General features: G+C 67.3%; 12 protein-coding genes. 4 read left to right on the top strand and 8 right to left on the bottom strand.

All coding sequences use genetic code 11. From position 1 onward, the window contains the following. Positions 1-6: 6 nt before the first annotated feature. Positions 7-3,564 carry a vitamin B12-dependent ribonucleotide reductase gene (locus tag ACOYJQ_RS09880; protein WP_433458061.1) on the bottom strand — a complete coding sequence of 1,186 codons (3,558 nt, stop codon included), beginning with the start codon at positions 3,562-3,564 and terminating at the stop codon, positions 7-9. Between the two features lie 164 nt (positions 3,565-3,728). After that, positions 3,729-4,502 carry a ferredoxin--NADP reductase gene (locus ACOYJQ_RS09875; RefSeq protein ID WP_433458060.1) on the bottom strand — a complete coding sequence of 258 codons (774 nt, stop codon included), beginning with the start codon at positions 4,500-4,502 and terminating at the stop codon, positions 3,729-3,731. Positions 4,503-4,960: 458 nt separating this feature from the next. On the opposite strand from ACOYJQ_RS09875, the gene ACOYJQ_RS09870 reads away from it, so the two are divergent. From ACOYJQ_RS09870 to ACOYJQ_RS09855, 4 genes are read left to right on the top strand one after another with little or no spacing between them, the layout of a single operon-like run. Continuing rightward, positions 4,961-6,115, top strand: coding sequence for an ABC transporter substrate-binding protein (locus ACOYJQ_RS09870; protein ID WP_433458193.1), 1,155 nt, complete (start codon positions 4,961-4,963; stop codon positions 6,113-6,115). 55 nt (positions 6,116-6,170) lie between these two features. After that, complete coding sequence (locus ACOYJQ_RS09865) at positions 6,171-8,021, top strand: ABC transporter permease (protein ID WP_433458058.1); 1,851 nt, start codon at positions 6,171-6,173, stop codon at positions 8,019-8,021. After that, the gene (locus tag ACOYJQ_RS09860; RefSeq protein ID WP_433458056.1) at positions 8,018-8,797 is read left to right on the top strand and encodes an ABC transporter ATP-binding protein; all 780 of its coding nucleotides are present in this window, start codon (positions 8,018-8,020) and stop codon (positions 8,795-8,797) included. The genes ACOYJQ_RS09865 and ACOYJQ_RS09860 overlap by 4 nt, the downstream gene beginning before the upstream one ends. Next, positions 8,794-9,516, top strand: coding sequence for an ABC transporter ATP-binding protein (locus ACOYJQ_RS09855; RefSeq protein WP_433458055.1), 723 nt, complete (start codon positions 8,794-8,796; stop codon positions 9,514-9,516). The genes ACOYJQ_RS09860 and ACOYJQ_RS09855 overlap by 4 nt, the downstream gene beginning before the upstream one ends. 216 nt (positions 9,517-9,732) lie before the next feature. Here the strand turns inward: ACOYJQ_RS09855 and ACOYJQ_RS09850 are convergent, their stop codons facing one another. The 6 genes from ACOYJQ_RS09850 to ACOYJQ_RS09825 all read right to left on the bottom strand — a co-directional run bounded on the left by ACOYJQ_RS09850 (position 9,733) and on the right by ACOYJQ_RS09825 (position 18,568). Further along, positions 9,733-11,199: a hypothetical protein gene (locus ACOYJQ_RS09850; protein ID WP_433458054.1), complete on the bottom strand. Its 1,467-nt coding sequence runs from the start codon at positions 11,197-11,199 to the stop codon at positions 9,733-9,735. Positions 11,200-11,203: 4 nt separating this feature from the next. After that, positions 11,204-12,175 (bottom strand): DUF6384 family protein, encoded by a 972-nt coding sequence (locus ACOYJQ_RS09845; protein ID WP_433458053.1) that lies wholly within the window; start codon positions 12,173-12,175, stop codon positions 11,204-11,206. Continuing rightward, positions 12,159-13,343 carry a cell surface protein gene (locus ACOYJQ_RS09840; protein ID WP_433458052.1) on the bottom strand — a complete coding sequence of 395 codons (1,185 nt, stop codon included), beginning with the start codon at positions 13,341-13,343 and terminating at the stop codon, positions 12,159-12,161. The genes ACOYJQ_RS09845 and ACOYJQ_RS09840 overlap by 17 nt, the downstream gene beginning before the upstream one ends. A gap of 198 nt (positions 13,344-13,541) precedes the next feature. Beyond that, positions 13,542-15,668: a hypothetical protein gene (locus ACOYJQ_RS09835; protein WP_433458051.1), complete on the bottom strand. Its 2,127-nt coding sequence runs from the start codon at positions 15,666-15,668 to the stop codon at positions 13,542-13,544. A 532-nt stretch (positions 15,669-16,200) separates the two neighbouring features. Next, entirely contained in the window at positions 16,201-17,508 is a 1,308-nt protein-coding gene (locus ACOYJQ_RS09830; protein WP_433458050.1) for a dihydrolipoamide acetyltransferase family protein, read from the bottom strand. 46 nt (positions 17,509-17,554) lie between these two features. After that, on the bottom strand, positions 17,555-18,568 hold the full coding sequence (locus ACOYJQ_RS09825) for an alpha-ketoacid dehydrogenase subunit beta (RefSeq protein WP_433458048.1): 1,014 nt from the start codon (positions 18,566-18,568) through the stop codon (positions 17,555-17,557). Between the last annotated feature and the right edge of the window lie 2 nt (positions 18,569-18,570).

Below are 18,570 nucleotides of genomic sequence, written 5' to 3'. Positions count from 1 at the left end.
GCGTTTTCAGGAGCAGCCGGTCGTGCCGCCGCAGGTGTCGCAGCGCAGGCAGGTGCCGTTGCGCACCAGCGTGAAATTGCCGCATTCCGTGCAGGCTTCGCCCTCGTAACCTTTCAGACGCGCTTCCTTGCGCCGCTCGTCGGCTTCGCCCCGGCCGGAAGCGCCGGCGGGGGTTTGGTTGGCGGAGACCTGGACAGGGACCTGGCCGCCAGGGATCTGGCCATTACCGTTGCCGCGCAGGAAACCGCGCGACGCCGGCACGAGCGCCGGGCGGTCCACGCCCTCGCCCATCGCGTCGTGGCGGATGTCGGAGGGATCGACATGCGCGAGGTCGTAGCGGCCGAGGTAGGAGATGGCCAGCTCGCGGAACACGTAATCGAGAATGGACGTGGCGTTCCTGACCGATTCGTTGCCCTGCACGAAACCGGCCGGCTCGAAGCGGGTGAAGGTGAACGCCTCCACATATTCCTCCAGCGGCACGCCGTATTGCAGGCCGAGCGAGATGGAAATGGCGAAGTTGTTCATCATGGCCCGGAAGGCGGCGCCTTCCTTGTGCATGTCCAGAAAGATCTCGCCGAGCCGCCCGTCGGCATATTCGCCGGTGCGCAGGTAAACCTTGTGGCCGCCGATGATCGCCTTCTGCGTATAACCCAGCCGGCGGTTCGGCAGCTTCTCGCGCTCGCGCGCCACGATCCGCTCCACGATGCGCTCGCTGACGGCGGCGGCGCGCGCGGCATCCGGCCCGGCGGGAAGTTCCGCGGCCTCGTCGTCGCCGTCCGCGATCAGCGCGGCGTTGAGCGGCTGCGACAGCTTCGAGCCGTCGCGATAAAGGGCGTTCGCCTTGAGGCCGAGATTCCATGATTGCAGATAGGCGCGCTTGCAATCCTCCACCGTGGCGTCGGCGGGCATGTTGATGGTCTTGGAGATCGCGCCGGAAATGAACGGCTGCGCCGCCGCCATCATCAGGATGTGACTGTCCACCGACAAAAAGCGCTTGCCGATGCGCCCGCATGGGTTGGCGCAATCGAACACGGCATAATGCTCCGGCCGCAGGTGCGGCGCGCCTTCCAGCGTCATCGCCCCGCAGACATGGATGTTCGCCGCCTCGATGTCGGCGCGCGAGAAGCCCAGGAAGGGCAGCAGTTCGAAACCCGGATCGTCGAGGCGCTCGGGCGGCACCTTCAGGGTTTCGGTCAGAAAGTCCGCGCCGAGCGTCCATTTGTTGAAGGCGAACTTGATGTCGAAGGCCGACGGCAACGCTTTTTCCAGCGCCGCGATCGCCTCGATGGAGAAGCCGCGCGCCGAAAGGTCCGCGTGGCTGATCGCCGGCGCGGTCGCCAGCGTGCCGTGGCCGACCGCGTAGGCTTCGATGTCCGCCACCTGCGCGGGCGTGTAGCCGAGCTTTTTCAGGGCATGCGGCACCGACTGGTTGATGATCTTGAAATAGCCGCCGCCGGCGAGCTTCTTGAACTTCACCAGCGCGAAATCGGGCTCGATGCCGGTGGTGTCGCAATCCATGACGAGGCCGATGGTGCCGGTGGGCGCGATGCACGTCACCTGCGCATTGCGAAAGCCGTTCTTCTCGCCGAGCGCCAGCGCCCGGTCCCACACCTCCGCGGCGAGCGCCGAGAGCGCGGGATCGGGGATGTTGGCGTGGTCGAGCGGCAGCGGCGGCTTGCCGAGCGCCTCATAGCCCGCGCTCTCGCCCCGCGCCGCGCGCCGGTGGTTGCGGATGACGCGCAGCATGTCGGCGGCGTTTTCCGCATAGCCGGGAAAGGCGCCGCGTTCGCCCGCGATCTCCGCCGACGTCTCGTAGGCGGTTCCCGTCATGATGGCGGTGAGCGCGCCGCACAGCGCCCGGCCGGCCTCGGAATCGTAGGGCAGGCCCAGCGTCATCAGCAGCCCGCCGATATTGGCGTAGCCGAGGCCGAGCGTGCGGAAACGATACGACAGCTCCGCGATCTCACGCGAGGGGAACTGCGCCATCAGCACGGAGATTTCCAGCACCAGCGTCCACAGCCGGCAGGCATGGACATAGCCCGCCCGGTCGAACGCCTCCCGCTCGCGGTCGAAAAAGCGCAGCAGGTTGATCGAGGCGAGATTGCAGGCCGTGTTGTCGAGGAACAGGTATTCCGAACACGGGTTCGAGCCGCGGATCTCGCCGGACTGCGGGCAAGTGTGCCAATCGTTCATGGTGGTGCGGAAGTGAAGGCCCGGATCGGCCGAGGCCCATGCCGCATAGCCGATCTTCTCCCACAGGTCGCGCGCGCGCACGGTTCCGGCCACCTTGCCGTCCGTGCGGCGGGTGAGCGGCCAGTCGCCATCCGCCGCCACCGCCTCCAGAAACGCGTTGCGCACCGAGACGGAATTGTTCGAGTTCTGGCCCGAGACCGTCAGATAAGCTTCCGAATCCCAGTCCGTATCGTAGGTGTCGAAGGCGACCGTATCGAAACCCTGCGCGGCCAGTTGCAGAATCCGCTTGATGTAATTGTCCGGCACCAGCGCCTGGCGCGCGGCGCGGATCGCCTGTTTCAGCGCCGGGTTCCGCGCCGGATCGGTGATGCGCGCGCCGTCTGCGGCGGTGGCGTCGATGAGCGCCTGCAAGTGACGGGCGACGGTTTTCGAGCCGGTGACAAGGGCCGCGACCTTCTGCTCCTCGCGGATCTTCCAGTCGATGAAGGCTTCGATGTCGGGGTGGTCGGCGTCGAGAATCACCATCTTCGCGGCGCGCCGCGTGGTGCCGCCGGATTTGATCGCCCCCGCCGCGCGGTCGCCGATCTTCAGAAAGCTCATGAGGCCGGACGACCGGCCCCCGCCCGACAAGGGCTCGCCCTCCGCCCGGAGGCTGGAAAAGTTGGTGCCGGTGCCGGAGCCGTACTTGAACAGCCGTGCCTCGCGCACCCACAGGTCCATGATGCCGCCGTCGTTGACGAGATCGTCGGCGACCGACTGGATGAAACAGGCATGCGGCTGGGGGTGCTCGTAGGCCGATTCGGAACGCACCGTCTCGCCGGTGCGGAAATCGACATAATAATGGCCCTGCCCCGGCCCGTCGATGCCATAGGCCCAGTGCAGACCGGTGTTGAACCATTGCGGCGAGTTGGGCGCCGTCATCTGCCGGGCCAGCATGAAGCGCAGCTCGTCGTGGAAGACGGCCGCGTCCTGCTCGGACGAGAAATAGCCGCCTTTCCAGCCCCAATAAGTCCAGCAGCCGGCGAGCCGGTCGAACACCTGTTTCGCGGAGGTCTCGCCGATGAAGCGCTCGCTCTCCGGCAGTTCCGCGAGCGCCTCCCCGTCGGCCTCCGAGCGCCACAGGAAGGCGGGCACGCCCTCCTCCGCCACGCGCTTCAGGCGCGCGGGCACGCCGGCCTTGCGGAAATACTTCTGGGCGATGATGTCGGTCGCGACCTGGCTCCAGTCGCTCGGCACCTCGATGTCCGCCGCCCGGAACACGACCGAACCGTCCGTATTGCGGATTTCGCTCGATGCCTTGCGAAACGGAATCGCGTCGTAGGGAGACGCGGAAGATTCGTCGCGGCCGGTAAAATAGCGTCGGAACTTCATCTGGCGATCGCCTTGCGTGCGTGTTGCCGGGCCGCCGCGGACCGGAATCGATTCCCTTCGCGACAGATCCGACTCACATATACAACGCCGCCGGCCCCGCCTCCCGCGACAATCGGCCCCGATCGCCGCGTTGCGCACACCGAATCATCGACCGCGCGGACTTCTCAGCGTTCCGCGAAAGCCTTCTCGATGACGAAATGGCCGGGCTCGCCGCTGCTGCCCTCATCGAAGCCGAGCCCCTCGACGAGCGTGCGCAGATCGACCATCATGGAAGGCGAGCCGCAGATCATGATACGGTCCGTTTCCCTGTCGAGCGGCGGCCGGCCGATGTCCGCGAACAGCTTGCCGCTCTCGATGAGCGCCGTGATGCGCCCCTCGTGGCGGAAGGGCTCGCGCGTGACGGTGGGGTAATAGACGAGCTTCCCCCGCACTTCCTCGCCCAGCAATTCGTGCTCCGGCAATTCCTTCTCGATCAGGTCGGCGTAGGCGAGTTCGCGCGCCCAGCGCGTGCCGTGCACGAGCACCACCTTCTCGAAGCGCTCATAGGTTTCGGGATCGCGGACGACGGAAAGGAAGGGCGCAAGGCCGGTGCCCGTGCCGAGCAGATAGAGCGTCTTGCCCGGCAGCAGGTTGTCGAGCACCAGCGTGCCCGTCGCCTTGCGCCCGACGATGATCGTGTCACCTTCCTGAATATGCTGGAGACGCGAGGTCAGCGGGCCGTTCGGCACCTTGATGGAGAAGAATTCGAGCGTCTCCTCCCAGCTCGGGCTGACGATCGAATAGGCCCGCAGCAGCGGCCGCCCGTCGACCTTGAGTCCGATCATCGTGAACTCGCCGGTGCGGAACCTGAAACCGGGATCGCGCGTCGTGGTGAAGCTGAACAGGGTATCCGTCCAGTGATGGATGCTCAGGACGCGCTCGTTGAAGAAATTGCTCATGCTATCGCTCGATCATGGACGGCGGGAAATCACGGGCGGGCCGGCTGCCGGAAGAGACGGGGCAATCCTTCTGCCCTTCTTTCGGCGCATCGGCTTCCTCCCGCGGTTCCCCCTTTCGGGAACGCGGATTACACCGGCGGCACGGATTCCGCCGGACATTCGGACTCACAGGGGTTTCAGTCTATACACTCCACCGGGTGAATAACCAGCATGTTTTCGCACATGCGGCAAAGCCCTGCTCACCGGTTGCAGAGCGCGCGCCGGTGATTTCGCACCGGGCGCACGCCAAATATATTATTGATGTGCCCCGGTGCCGGGCGTCATATAGTGGCGCGGGGCTGAAGCATGCCGCACTGCGGGAGGGGCGAACGGTGATCACGATTTCCGGTTTGAAGGCGCTGGGTTTGCAGGCGCCGGGTTTCAAGGCGGCAGCCGTCGCGCTCGCCGCGTCGCTGGCGATGGGTGCAGCAGCGCATGCGCAGCAGGGCGAGATCAAGGTCGGCGAGATCAACAGCTATTCCACCCTGCCCGGCTTCACCGAGCCCTATCGCAAGGGCATGGAACTCGCCCTGAAGGAGATCAACGACGCCGGCGGCATCAAGGGCAGGAAGCTCGTCGTCATCTCGCGCGACGATGCCGGCAAGCCGGCGGACGCGCTGACCGCGGCCAACGAACTGGTGTCGCGCGACGGCGTGGTGATGCTCGCCGGCGGCTTCCTGTCCAACGTGGGCCTCGCCCTCGCCGATTTCGCCAGGCAGAAGAAGGTGGTCTACCTCGCTTCCGAACCGCTGTCGGACGCTCTGGTGTGGTCGAAGGGCAACGACTACACCTTCCGCCTGCGCACCTCGAACTACATGCAGGCGACGATGCTGGCCGAGGAGGCCGCCAGGCTGCCGGCGAAGCGCTGGGCGAGCGTCGCCCCCAATTACGAATACGGCCAGTCCTTCGTCGCTGTGTTCAGGGAACAGCTCACGAAGCTGCGCCCGGACGTGGAATTCGTGGCCGAGCAATGGCCGCCGCTGGGCAAGATCGACCCCGGACCGGTGTTGCAGGCCATCGACGCGGCGAAGCCCGACGCCATCCTCAACGCCACATTCGCCGCCGATCTCGCCCGGTTCGTGCGCGAAGGCAACACGCGCGGCACCTTCAGGAACCGCGCCGTCGTCAGCTACCTCACCGGCGAGCCGGAATATCTCGACCCGCTGAAGGACGAGACGCCCGAAGGCTGGATCGTGACCGGCTATCCCTGGTACGGCATCGACACGCCCGAGCACACCGCCTTCCTCGACGCCTACCGCAAGCTGCACGACGACTATCCGCGCCTCGGCTCGATCATCGGCTATTCGACGGTCAAGAGCGTCGCGGCGCTGCTCGACCGCGCCGACGGCACCGGCGCGGAGGCGCTGATCCGGGCCGGCAAGAACCTCGAGGTCGATACGCCCTTCGGCCCCATCGTCTACCGCGCCGGCGACCACCAGAGCACGCTCGGCGCCTATATCGGCCGCACCGGCGTGGTGGACGGCAAGGGCGTGATGGTGGATTTCGCCTTCCGCAAGGGCGCGGACTATCTGCCGCCCGAGGAGGAGGCGGCGAAGCTTCGCCCGCGAAACTGACGCCGGATGACCCGCAAGGGGCATTCACCGGAAACAGCGGCGGGAAAGGCAGATCGTGGACTTCATTCTCGTGCAGGCTCTTGGCGGCCTCGCCAGCGCGGCGTCGCTGTTTCTGGTCGCATCGGGGCTGTCGATCATCTTCGGCGTGACCCGCGTCACGAACTTCGCGCATGGCGCCTTCTACATGCTCGGCGCCTACATGGCCTTCACGCTGACGGACCGCTTCTCCGGCGCGTTCGGCTTCTGGGGCTCCATCGTGCTGGCGGCGCTCATCGTGGCGGCGCTCGGCGCACTGATGGAAATGCTGCTGCTGCGGCGCATCTATCATGCGCCGGAGCTGTTCCAGTTGCTCGCCACTTTCGGCGTGACGCTGATGGTGCAGGATCTCGTCGTGCTGATCTGGGGGCCGGACGACCTGATGGGGCCGCGCGCGCCGGGCTTTCGCGGCGCGGTGGAAGTTCTGGGCCACCGGGTGCCGGCCTATGACTTTCTGCTCATCGCGCTGGGGCCTGTGGTGCTCGGCCTGCTGCACCTGCTGTTCCGCCGCACGCGCTGGGGCATCCTGGTGCGCGCCGCGACGCAGGACCGCGACATGGCGGCCGCGCTCGGCGTGAACCAGAAATGGCTGTTCACCAGCGTGTTCGCGCTCGGCGTCTTTCTGGCGGCGCTGGGCGGCGCGCTGCAAATTCCCCGCACCACCGTCACGCACGGCATGGATCTCGCCATTCTCGTGGAAGTGTTCGTCGTTGTGGTGATCGGCGGCCTCGGCAGCGTGACGGGGGCGTTTCTCGCCGCCGTTCTGGTGTCGGAGCTGAACGCCTTCGGCATCCTGCTGTTTCCCCGCATTTCGCTCGTGCTGGTGTTCCTGGTCATGGCCGTGGTGCTCGTGCTGCGGCCGTGGGGCCTCTTCGGCCGGCCGGGCGGCGCGGCGCGGCCGGCGGCCGGCATCACGGCGCGGCCATGGCGGCCCCTCTCCTCGCCGGAGCGTGCCGGCGCGGCCGCCCTGCTCGCGCTCGCCGCCGCCCTGCCATTGTTCGCGGACAGCTACGGCCTGACGGTGGGTGCCGAAATCGCCGTCTTCGTGCTGTTCGCGGCGAGCCTGCAATTCATCATGACGGTCGGGGGGCTCGATTCCTTCGGCCATGCGGCGTATTTCGGCCTCGGCGCCTATGGCGCGGCTTTCCTCGCCGTGCTGGCGGGCCTGCCGATGGAGGCGGCGCTGCTCGCCGGGCCGCTCCTCGGCCTTGCCGGCGCGGCGCTGTTCGGGTGGTTCTGCGTGCGCCTGTCGGGCGTCTACTTCGCCATGCTGACGCTCGCTTTCGCCCAGATCGTCTGGTCCGTCGCCTTCCAGTGGGTCGAGGTCACGGGCGGCGACAACGGCATGCTGGGCGTATGGCCGACGGCATGGGCGGCGAGCCCCGCCGGTTTCTACTGGCTGGCGCTGGCGGCCGCGGCCATCGGCGTCGCGGCGCTGCGGGCGCTGGTGTTCTCGCCCTTCGGCTACGCGCTGCGGGCGGCGCGCGACAGCGCCTTGCGGGCGGAGGCCATCGGGCTCGACCGCGCGCGGCTGCAATGGCTCGCCTTCGTCATCGCCGGCGCGTTCGCGGGCGTCGCCGGCGCGCTGCACGCCTTCCTCAAGGGCTCCGTGTTTCCCGATCTCATGGGCATTCCCGTTTCCGTCGACGGCCTCGTGATGGTGCTGCTGGGCGGCGTGGAAACCGTATCGGGCGCCGTCGTCGGCGCCATCGTCTACAAGGCGCTCGCGATCTGGCTGATGAGCCAGACGGATCTGTCCCGGCTGGTGCTGGGCGGAGCGATCGTCGCCATGGTGCTGCTCTTTCCGCGCGGCATCATGGGCACGCTCGGGGCGCTCCTGAGCCGTCGCAAGGCGGAGGCCGCGTCATGACCCCGCTGCTCGAGGTCGCGGGACTGGCGAAATCCTACGGCGGCGTCGAGGCCGTGCGCGACGTTTCCTTCACGCTTGAGGCGGGGCGGATTCTGGCGCTGATCGGCCCCAACGGCGCAGGCAAGAGCACCTGCTTCAACATGCTGAACGGCCAGATCAAGCCGGACGCCGGCACGATAAGCCTCAACGGCGAGTCCATCGCGGGGCTGCGTCCGGCCGCCGTCTGGCGGCGCGGCGTGGGGCGCACGTTCCAGATCACCGCCACCTTCGGCTCGATGACCGTGCGCGAGAACGTGCAGGTCGCGTTGCTGTCCTTCCACCGCCGCGCCTTCGGCTTCCTCGGCTTCGCCGGCGCCTTTCGCCGGGCGGAGGCGGACGCGCTGCTGACGCTCGTCGGCCTGCCCGATCAGGCGGACAAGCCTTGCGGCGAACTGGCCTACGGCGACCTCAAGCGCCTCGAACTCGCCATCGCGCTCGCCAACGATCCCCGGCTGCTGCTGATGGACGAGCCGACGGCCGGCATGGCGCCGCAGGAGCGCGCCGCGCTGATGCGCCTGACCGCGACGATCGCCCGCGAAAGGACCATCGGCGTGCTGTTCACCGAGCACGACATGGACGTGGTGTTCGGCCACGCCGACGCCGTGATGGTGCTCGACCACGGCCGGCTCATCGCCCACGGCGCGCCGCAGGAGGTGCGCCGCGATCCGCGCGTGCGGGCCGTCTATCTGGGCGAGGACCGTTCTGAACGCAACCGGCGCCAGGAGGAGCGGGCATGACGCCGCGCATTTCCCCGAAGCTGCGGGTTTCCGGCCTCGACGCCTGGTATGGCCCGGCGCAGATCCTGTTCGATGTGGCGCTCGATGTGGACGCCGGCGAAGTCGTCGCCCTGCTCGGGCGCAACGGCGCGGGCAAGAGCACCACGCTGCGCGCGATCGTCGGGCTGGTGCCCCGGCGCGCGGGCCGGGTGATCTTCGAGGATGCGGACATCTCGGCCCTGCCCACCCACGACATCGCCCGCCGCGGGCTCGGCTATGTGCCGGAAGACCGACGCATCTTCACCGACCTCACCGTCGCGGAAAATCTGGAGGTGGGGCGCCAGCCGCCGCGCGCGGGCGCGGCCACCTGGACGCCCGAACAGATCTACACGTTGTTTCCGAATCTCGGCGGAATGCGCAAGCGCCCCGGCGGCCAGATGAGCGGCGGCGAGCAGCAGATGCTCACCATCGGCCGCACCCTGATGGGCAACCCCTCGCTCGTGCTGCTCGACGAGCCGACCGAGGGACTGGCGCCCAGGATCGTCGAGCAGATGGCCGACGCCATCCTCGCGATGAAGCGGCAGGGGCTGAGCATCCTCATATCGGAGCAGAACGTGCATTTCGCCCGGCTGATCGCCAACCGCGCCTACATCATCGAGAAAGGCCGCATCCGCTTTTCCGGCACCGTGGCGGAACTGGAGGCGAAGCCCGACATCCGCGACGCCTATCTGGCGGCGTAACGCCCCTCGCCGGCAGGACGCTCCTTGAACGGCGTCCTGCAACTTTTTTGATTTTACGCGTTTTCTTAAAACAAGCCGGCATCCGCCTTGCTTGAAAAAGCCTAGAGCGGCGTGCATTCAAGTGGAATCGTCACGCCGCTCTAAATTTTATATTTTGCCGCAACTTGCATTCAATTCGATGGATCGATTTGAATGCAAACTGCTCCAATTCGGACTTCAGAAGCCCCCGCCGGTCTTGAAGCCGCCGCCCGAACCGCCGAAGCCGCCGCCGGAGCCGAAACCACCGCCGCCGAAACCACCGCCCCAGCCGCCGCCGGAAGACTTACCGCCCGAAGACGACTTACCGCCGGACGAGCGTCCGCCGGAGGGCGGCGGGCGGTTCCAGCGCGGATCCCTGGGCTGGTTGCCGCGCCGATAGCCGCTGCGCAGCGCATCCCCCAGATCGCGGGACGACAGCACGCCGCCGATGATGCCGCCCAGAACATCGCCGATCAGCTTGTCGTTGATGAACGCGCCGCCCTGCCGCTCGTAGCCGGACTGGTGGAAGTCGTCGCGCGAGCGCTCAAGCTCCAGCCGCTTGCGCGCCAGTTCCACGGAGACCTTGCGGGCTTCCTCCGCCTCGCGCGTCAGGCGGGCGAGCCCGGTCTCGATTTCCTGAAGACGATGCACGATGCGCTCGTCGTCGGGTGTCGGCGTCGCCAGCGCCTCCTTGAGCAGCGCGCGCAGGTCCTCGCGCTTCAGCGCCTCGGCGAGCCCTTCCTCCGCGCGGCGCAGGCCCGATCCCTCGCCCTCGATCAGCGCCGTGCGGCGCTCGTCCGTCGCGGCGATGGCGCGCTCAAGCTCCGCCTTCTTGCCGTCGATCGCGTCGAGCGTCGCAACAGCCTGGCGGTGGGCCTCCTCCAGCGCCGCGATGCCGTCGCTCTCCAGCCCCACGCGCTCCAGCGCCGCGAGGCGGGCCTCTTCCTCCTGCGCCTCCGCGGCCAGGCGCGAGGCGTGCTCGCGCAGCCGCTTGGGAATTTCGTTGAGCATGAAGAAATTCTGCCGCGCGGGCTCGTAGCCGATGACGCGCGCGACATAGGCGTCTCCCCAGCGGGTGAGGAAGCCGCCGCGATAATGCGGCATGCCGTAGCCGCGCTCCCACAGATAAGCGAACAGCCTGTCGGCGAGATAGGGCTTCGACTTCGCGTCGCGATCCTCCTCCGCCTGCCGGGCCTTCGCCTCCGCCGCCTCCGCCCGCGCCCGCGCGCCGTCGACCTTCGCGACCTGCGCCTGCCAGGCGACATCTTCCGCAAGGCGCGCATCGGTCGCCGCCTCCTGCGCGTCGACGCGCGCCGCGGCCTCCTGCACCGCGGTTGCGAGCAGGGCGCGCTCCGCCCGCAGCCTGTCGAGCTCCTCCGTCAGCGCCGCATGCTGGTTCCGGATGGCGGCCACCTGCCGGTTGTGCGCCTCCATCGCCGAAAGCGCGCGCCGCTCGGCCGCGTCGAGCTCGCCCCCGACGGTTTCCTGCCCCAGCGCGTCGAGGCGCAGGCGCGCGAGATCGCGGTAGAGCGCCGCCTGCTCGCCACGCAGCCGCGTGGCCTCCGCCGCGGCGGCGTCGATGACGCCCGTCACCCTGCCCTCGTCCGCGCGGATGCGGCCCATGGCCTGCTCGATGGCGGAAAAGGCGTCGCCTGCACTGATCATGGCCTCACCACGCGGTAATGTTGCCGGGGCTCTCCGCCGGCAGGACGTTCATGCGGTAGACGGGCGCCAGCGCGCCGCGAGGCTTTTCCGCGAGCGTGTCGTTTTGCAGGATGCCGTCATCCAGTTTGTCGCGCCGCACGGCCTCGTAGGTGCGCTCCGGCACCCGCACGCCCCAGCGGGCGACGGTCTTCACCGAGCCGTCCTCTTCGCTGCGCACCGGCAGCGAGAGCGCCTTGCCCTCCGGCGTCACCGCCTCGACGATGAGATAATAGTTGCGCGCGTTCGGGTTGGCGCGGGGAATGCGGAACACGCCGGTATCCTCGCCCGGCCGCGAGACCACGCGCAGCCGGTAGGTTTCCAGAAGCCGCGCCCGCAACTGCTCCAGCGAGGCCACCGCCCCGCGCGCGGCAGCCGCATCGCCGGCCGCGAGCGCGGTGACGCCGTCCGCATGCAAGGCGCCGGCCCGCGCGCGCGCCTCGTCGGTGCGGGCCTCGGCCAGCACCCGCGAGGCCGTCTGTTCCAACTGCTGCGGCAACGTCTGCTGAAGCTCGATGCGCGCCGCCTCAAGCGCCCGCTCGCGGCTGGCGCGCTGCCAGACGGAAACGCCGATCCACGCCGCCAGCACGAGCACGAGCACGCCGACGATCCGGCCATAGAGCGCGCGCCGCACCCACAGGCCGGCGAGCGCGCGCGAGCCCGCTTGCGCCGGCGCATAGGTGAAGCGGCTTTCCTTGAGCGCGCGGATGCCTTCTTCGAGGATGCGGTCGGAGACCGCGAGCCCCTGGCTCTCGTAGATGCGCCGCAGGCGCTCCTTGAGTCCTTCGTCGCGGCCATCCTGATCCAGCTCGCGGAGAGCGACGCTCTCGTGATGGCGCAGCGTGTCCACCACGTCCATCGCCAGCATCACCTCGTCGAGCTTGCCGGCGCTCCCCGCCGCTTGCACTTCAGCCACCTGTGCCTCAGCCTTCGATGACAAGCGCGTTGCCCTCCGCCGCGAGGCGGGCGATGCGGCGCTTGCCGTCCTCCACCGCGTTGCGGATTTCCTCGCTGTTCTGCGTGGACAGCTTGCGCATCTCGCCCACGATCTCGATGGAGCGGGTCTGGAAGTTGATGACGCTGTCGACCAGCTTCTTCACGGCGTCGGCGCGCACGGTGGGGCCGTAGCCGGCCTTGAGCGCTTCTTCCTGCACCTTGCCGCCGATCTCGGCCAGCACCTCCAGCGAGGTGGAGACGCCTTCCTTCAACTCGTTCAGCGTCTGGGTGGCCTCGTGGAGACCGAACAGGCCGGTGAACGACGCCTTGAGGGCGGTCAGCACGGATTCGTTGGTGGTGAAGAAGCTCACCGCCTGCTGGTAGACGCGCTCCTTCGCGTTCGTCGTCTGGAGCAGGCGCGCCATGACGACTTCGGACGTGTTGTAGCTGATGGTCAGGTTGTCCGCGAGGTCCTTGGCGACCTGATAGCGCCCCTCCTCGGCCTGCACATGGCGCAGATGCTCGTCGCGCAGCAGTTCGAGCCGGGCGCGCTCGCTCACCTCGCCGTCGGCCGCGAAGCCGGAAACGTTGTCGGCGGCGGTCTTCAGCCCGGCGCGGGCGGCCTCCAGCTTGTCCTCGGCGACTTTCAGGATCTCCAGCGCCGCCACCTCGGCCTGCTTCAGCGCGCCGCGGAAATCGCGATAGGCTTCGAGGATCGCATGCTCGCGCTCGATATTCCGGCGGGTGTCGCGCGACACCTCGATATAGGTATCCTTGATCTTGTCGAAACGGGCGGCGACATCGCCGCGCGCGACCTTCATCCAGACGTTGGTGGCGCGCTCGAACACGTCGAGCTTGCCGTCGTCGAGCTGGTCGACCATGCGCTTGGCGTCGTCGCGGATGGAGTCGAACGCCTTGGCGATATCCTCATAGCGCTGGCCGACGGAGATCTGCGCCACCTGATCGCGCACCACCTCGTTGAACACGCTCATCTGCTGCAGCGTGCGGGTGATGATGGCGACCTTCTCCGGCTCGATATCGGCGATCTTGTTGAGCAGGCCGACGATGGGCGATTCCTCGCCCGCGCCGTCCTTCACCAGCCCGAGGTCGCGCAACGCGCCGACGGCCTTGTCGAGATATTGCAGGGGGGTTCTGACCGCGATCTCGCTCATGAAGTCGTTCCTTAGTGCGCTGACGTCCGATGCGCCTCAAATCGGCATACGACACTAGCAAGCTGGAATGACAAGCACAATACAGCCGCAGCACGCGGCGGAGGCCGGAGACGGGATCGGCTCCCGGACGCGCCGCAAACGACGCGCCCGAAGCCCGCAACGCGATCCCGAAGGAACGGCCCGCCGGGGATGAACGGCCTATTCGGTGCCTATGGGGGCGATCCCCAGTCCATCCTTCACACTGGCCGGCAGACGGTCGATGTATGCAGCGCCATAATCGGTCAAGCTGGCCTTGACGGCGTGGACGATCCACTTCCGATCGTTCTCCGACAATGGTTCAAGCACGGCATGCAACGGGCCGACGCTTGCTTCCATGCGCGCCACATCTTCCGGCGACGGATTTTCATTGTCGCCGATCGAACGGCCAATCTTCGTCGCCAGATTCGTCGCTAGCCCCAGCAGGCTGTTCTTGACCTTTTCCCTGTTAGTGGCCAAGACGTTCCGCGCGCTCCGTTCCGTTTCCTCCGATGCGATGGAACGTGGCATCTCGTCGAATGTCACCTCCTCGGGCAGCAGCTTGACGTCCAGCCTGCTCACTGCATCGCGGACGCTCGCGTACATGGCCTGTATGGTGGCATCATCATTACGAATGGCTTCGCTCTTCCCCGGCCAGGAGTTTTTCCATGCGACCCGTATGCGATCGGCCGCAGCCTTTATATCGGCTGCCCGCTCCTGCTCCGTGGTGGAAACTTCATACGGCTTGGCGCGTATTTCGTCATAACGGCGCGCGAGTTGTTCAGGCGGCACGTCGCGCGGCGGCCGCGCGGTGACGGTGGCGAGAAAATCCGCTCTGAGATCGAGGCCCGCCCTCTCCAGCGTTCTGGCATGTTTCATCAGCCGAAGGGGGTTGTTATCGACCGCTTCGCGCTCGGCACCGTCGAGTTGCAGCGCATCGATCCATGACACCTGCCCGTTTTCCGCGCGGCTCAGATGCGCGACATACTCGCCCCACAGCGCCGTGAAGACCTCCTGGGCTCTCGGAGATATTCTTCCCTGCACCGTTCCCGCGCCCGCCGCCGGACGGACGGCGGCAGCGGGACGAGTCTCGAATGGACGGGCCTCTTCCGCTCTCGCGGCGGACGTTGCGGAGACCGACGCGGCGTGCGGCGACAGATTGTCCGCACCTTCCCGCTCCGGCACGCGGAACTTCTCGCATATTTTGGGGTCGATCAGCGCCTTCTCGCCCTCGCTCATTCCGGCAAGGGCTTTCCCCATCTCATCTGCGTCAAGGAGCGAGAGCGCCCAACTCCCCATGCCGTTCAACCGGCAACTGCACGGATCATCGAAAATCCGCCGGGAAACGGCCTCGGAAGACTTCATTCCCGTTTTCTTCCCGAGCGCAAGCGCGTCATTGATCCTGTCAATGATATCGAGCGTGGCTTTCGGCGTGCAGAACCGGATGAAGGCTACTTTCAGGCTGTCGAACCACTCTCCCCACGTCCGCGAGGCGGCTTCCGGCTTGGCGATGTCACGACGCTCCAAGGGTGTCGGCGCAGCGGCGGCAGCGGCGATGCGCTTCTTCTCCTCCTCAAGACGCTGAAGGAGGCCGCCCGGCCGGTGCGGCGGCGCAGCGGCCGTGTCCCGACCCCGTGCAAGCTGTGCGGCCGCCGATTGCCGTCCCTCGCTCCCCGGCTGCACCTGCGGAGTATCGGCTTCAGGGGCCATCTCCCGCTCCAACGCAGCCTGCGTGACTTCCTTAAGGGCTCCGTCCAGCCCGCCCAGAGCCGCGTTCAACTCCTCAAAAACCGCGTCCAGTTCCTCATCCCGCTCCGGCACGTCGCCGCCGGACGGACCGGAAACCGCCTCATCGGCATAGGACGATCCCGCGTCGACAGACTGCCAGTCCTCGCGTGCGCGCTCCGGCTGCGCCGGGGAAACGGGGGCTTCAGCGGCGGTCGCCTCAGCGGGCACCGTCGTCTTCAGGGATGCGATCACATCGAGGCTGATCGTGCCGCGCACGTCCTCCGGCATCTTCGCGATTGTGCGCAGCACTGCGGCCGGATCTCTGACCAACCGCGCGCCCCGCGCGCCAGCCTTGTTCAGCGTTTCGGCATATTGCTCCGGCTGCGGGCCGGACAGATGATACTTTTCACGAAAATGAGCCTGTTTCCCGACATGATCGGCGGACCTGGCACCTTCTTTTGAGATCAGCGCACGGTCGACAAACTTCCGGGCGGCATCCCAAGGACTTTCCGGTGACACGGGAACCGGATCGTTCACCCGGCGCGCAGCGCGCTCAGCCTGCTTCTCGCGCCCGGCAGCCACCCTGCTGGCGGGATCCTGACCTTTCGGATAACTCACCACGAGTGTCGGCGCGCCCTCGCCTGGCCACACAGCTGCCTTACGATCCTCCAAAACCGGGGCGCTCTCGGCCGCGGCCCCGCGAATTCCCGCCGCCGCCGACACATCGGACGCAACGGACCTCGGACTGCGCGCCGCTTTCGAAGGCTCGCCCTGAGCGGATGAAGGAGGAGTAAAACCGCCGCTATCCGTTGTTCTATAAACCATCATATCATCCCACACATCAAAGCATAAATTAGTAAATTACTTTATTCAGGATCGATAATTTCAACTTTTACTGGAACAATCCCAACCAGAAAAGCGCAAGCCTGAAGTATTCATCAGACCTCAATCCAGATATCAATCGTTTGATTATCTCACACGCAGGCTGAAACTGCAAGATCCCACAAAAAATCAGAATGAAAAAACAGGCCGTTCCCCGGCATCGATCTTTTTGACATGCGGCGATGGCTGCCGCTTGCCGCCTTGCCCTCAAGAGCGCGGCCGGCGGGATATGTCAGCCATCCACGAAGATGAGCGCGGGCGTTTCCAGCAGCGTCCTGACACGCTGGATGAAGCTTGCCGCGTCCCAGCCGTCGATGACGCGGTGGTCGAAGCTCGACGACAGGTTCATGATCTTGCGCGGCACGAAGCCGCCGCCGTCCCAGACCGGCCGGACCGCGATCCTGTTGACGCCGACGATGGCGACCTCGGGGTGGTTGATCACCGGCGTGCTGACGAGCCCGCCCATCGCGCCCAGCGACGAGATGGTGATGGTGGAGCCGGTCAGTTCCTCCCGGCGCGCGGCGCCCGCCCTCGCCGCCTCCGACAGGCGGGCGATTTCCGCCGCGCAATCCCACAGGTCGCGCGTCTGCGCGCGTTTCACCACCGGCACGGCGAGACCGGCGGGCGTCTGCGCCGCGATGCCGATATGCACATCCGCGAAGCGGCGGATAACGCCCGCCTCGTCGTCATAATGCGCGTTCATTTGCGGATGGTCGGCCAGCGCGCGCACCAGCGCCCGCATCAGGAAGGGCAGCACGGTGAGGCGCGGGCCGGGCCGGCCCTCGCCGTTGAGGGCGGCGCGCAGGTCCTCCAGCGCCGTGACGTCGACTTCCTCGGCATACATCACATGCGGAATGCGCGACTTCGACAGCGCCATCTTCTCCGCGATGGCGCGGCGCAGGCCGATGACGCGGATTTCCTCCACCGCCGGCCGGGCGGTCGCTCCACGCCGCGCCTGGCCGGCAAGGAAGGCGTCCAGATCCGCATGCGTGACGCGCCCCTCCGGGCCGGTGCCCGCGACAAGCCGCAGGTCGACGCCCGCCTCCCGCGCCCGCAGGCGGACCGGCGGCGCGGCAAGCGGCCTGTTCTCAAGCGGCCTGTTCTCAAGCGGCTTTTCTTCTGGCGGCTTTTCTTCCTCAGGCAATTTTTCTTCGGGCCGTTCGCCCGCATCCGGCGACGGCGCGGCGGCTTCGGGCGGGTCGGGCCGCAAGGGGTCGGGCTGCAAGGGATCGGGCTGCAAGGGATCGGGCTGCAAGGGATCGGCCTGCCGCGCCTCGCCCGCCGCGACATTGCCCTCGCCCGCGATGCGCAGGCGCACCAGCGGCGCGCCGACCGCCACCTTCTCGCCCACTTCCGCGCCGCGCCAGAGCACCTCGCCGTCGACGGCGGAGGGAATCTCGACGGTCGCCTTGTCGGTCATCACGGCCGCGAGCACCTGATCCTCGCGCACCGGATCGCCGGGGCGGACATGCCATTCGACAAGTTCGGCCTCCGCGACGCCTTCGCCGACATCGGGCATCCTGATGACATATTCACCCATTTCAGCCTTCCCGGTTTCAACCCGCCCGATTTCAACCTGCCCGATTTCAACCCGCCATCGTTTCGATCAGCGCGCGCGCCAGGCGGGCGGGGCCGGGAAAGTAGTCCCACTCCTGCGCGTGCGGATAGGGCGTGTCCCAGCCGGCGATGCGGGCGACGGGCGCTTCCAGATGGTAGAAGCAATGTTCCTGCACCAGCGCGGCGAGTTCCGCGCCGAAGCCCGATGTCAGCGTCGCCTCATGCACGACGGCGCAGCGGCCCGTCTTCGTCACCGAGGCGACGATGGCGTCGAGATCGAGCGGCAACAGGGTGCGCAGGTCGAGGATTTCCGCGTCGATGCCGGCATCGGCCGCCGCCGCGAGCGCGACATGCACCATGGTGCCGTAGGCGAGCACGGTGACGTCCGAGCCCGCCCGCGCGACCGCCGCCTTGCCGAGCGGCACGGTATAGTGCCCTTCCGGCACCTCGCCCGCCGGGTGGCGCGACCACGGCGTCACCGGCCGCTCGTGATGGCCGTCGAACGGGCCGTTGTAGAGGCGCTTGGGCTCCAGGAAGATCACCGGATCGGGGTCTTCGATGGCCGCGATGAGCAGGCCCTTCGCGTCGCGGGGGTTGGAGGGCATCACCGTCTTCAGCCCGGCGACGTGGGTGAACAGCGCTTCCGGGCTCTGGCTGTGCGTCTGCCCGCCGAAGATGCCGCCGCCCGTGGGCATGCGCACCACGATGGGACAGGTGAACTCGCCGTCGGAGCGGTAGCGGATGCGCGCCGCCTCCTGCGTGATCTGGTCATAGGCCGGATACATGTAATCCGCGAACTGGATTTCCACGCACGGCCGCAGGCCGTAGGCGGCCATGCCGATCGCCGTGCCGACGATGCCGGATTCGTTGATCGGCGCATCGAAACAGCGCGTCCTGCCGTATTTCCGCTGCAAGCCCTGCGTGCAGCGGAACACGCCGCCGAAATAGCCCGCGTCCTCGCCGTAGACGACGACCGTGTCGTCCCGTTCCATGGCGATGTCCATCGCGTTGCGGATCGCCTCGATCATCGACATCTGCGCCATGA

The sequence above is a fragment of the Pseudochelatococcus sp. genome, from assembly GCF_050946405.1.
Taxonomy (GTDB): domain Bacteria; phylum Pseudomonadota; class Alphaproteobacteria; order Rhizobiales; family Beijerinckiaceae; genus Pseudochelatococcus.
This window is presented reverse-complemented; position numbering and strand designations above follow the sequence as displayed.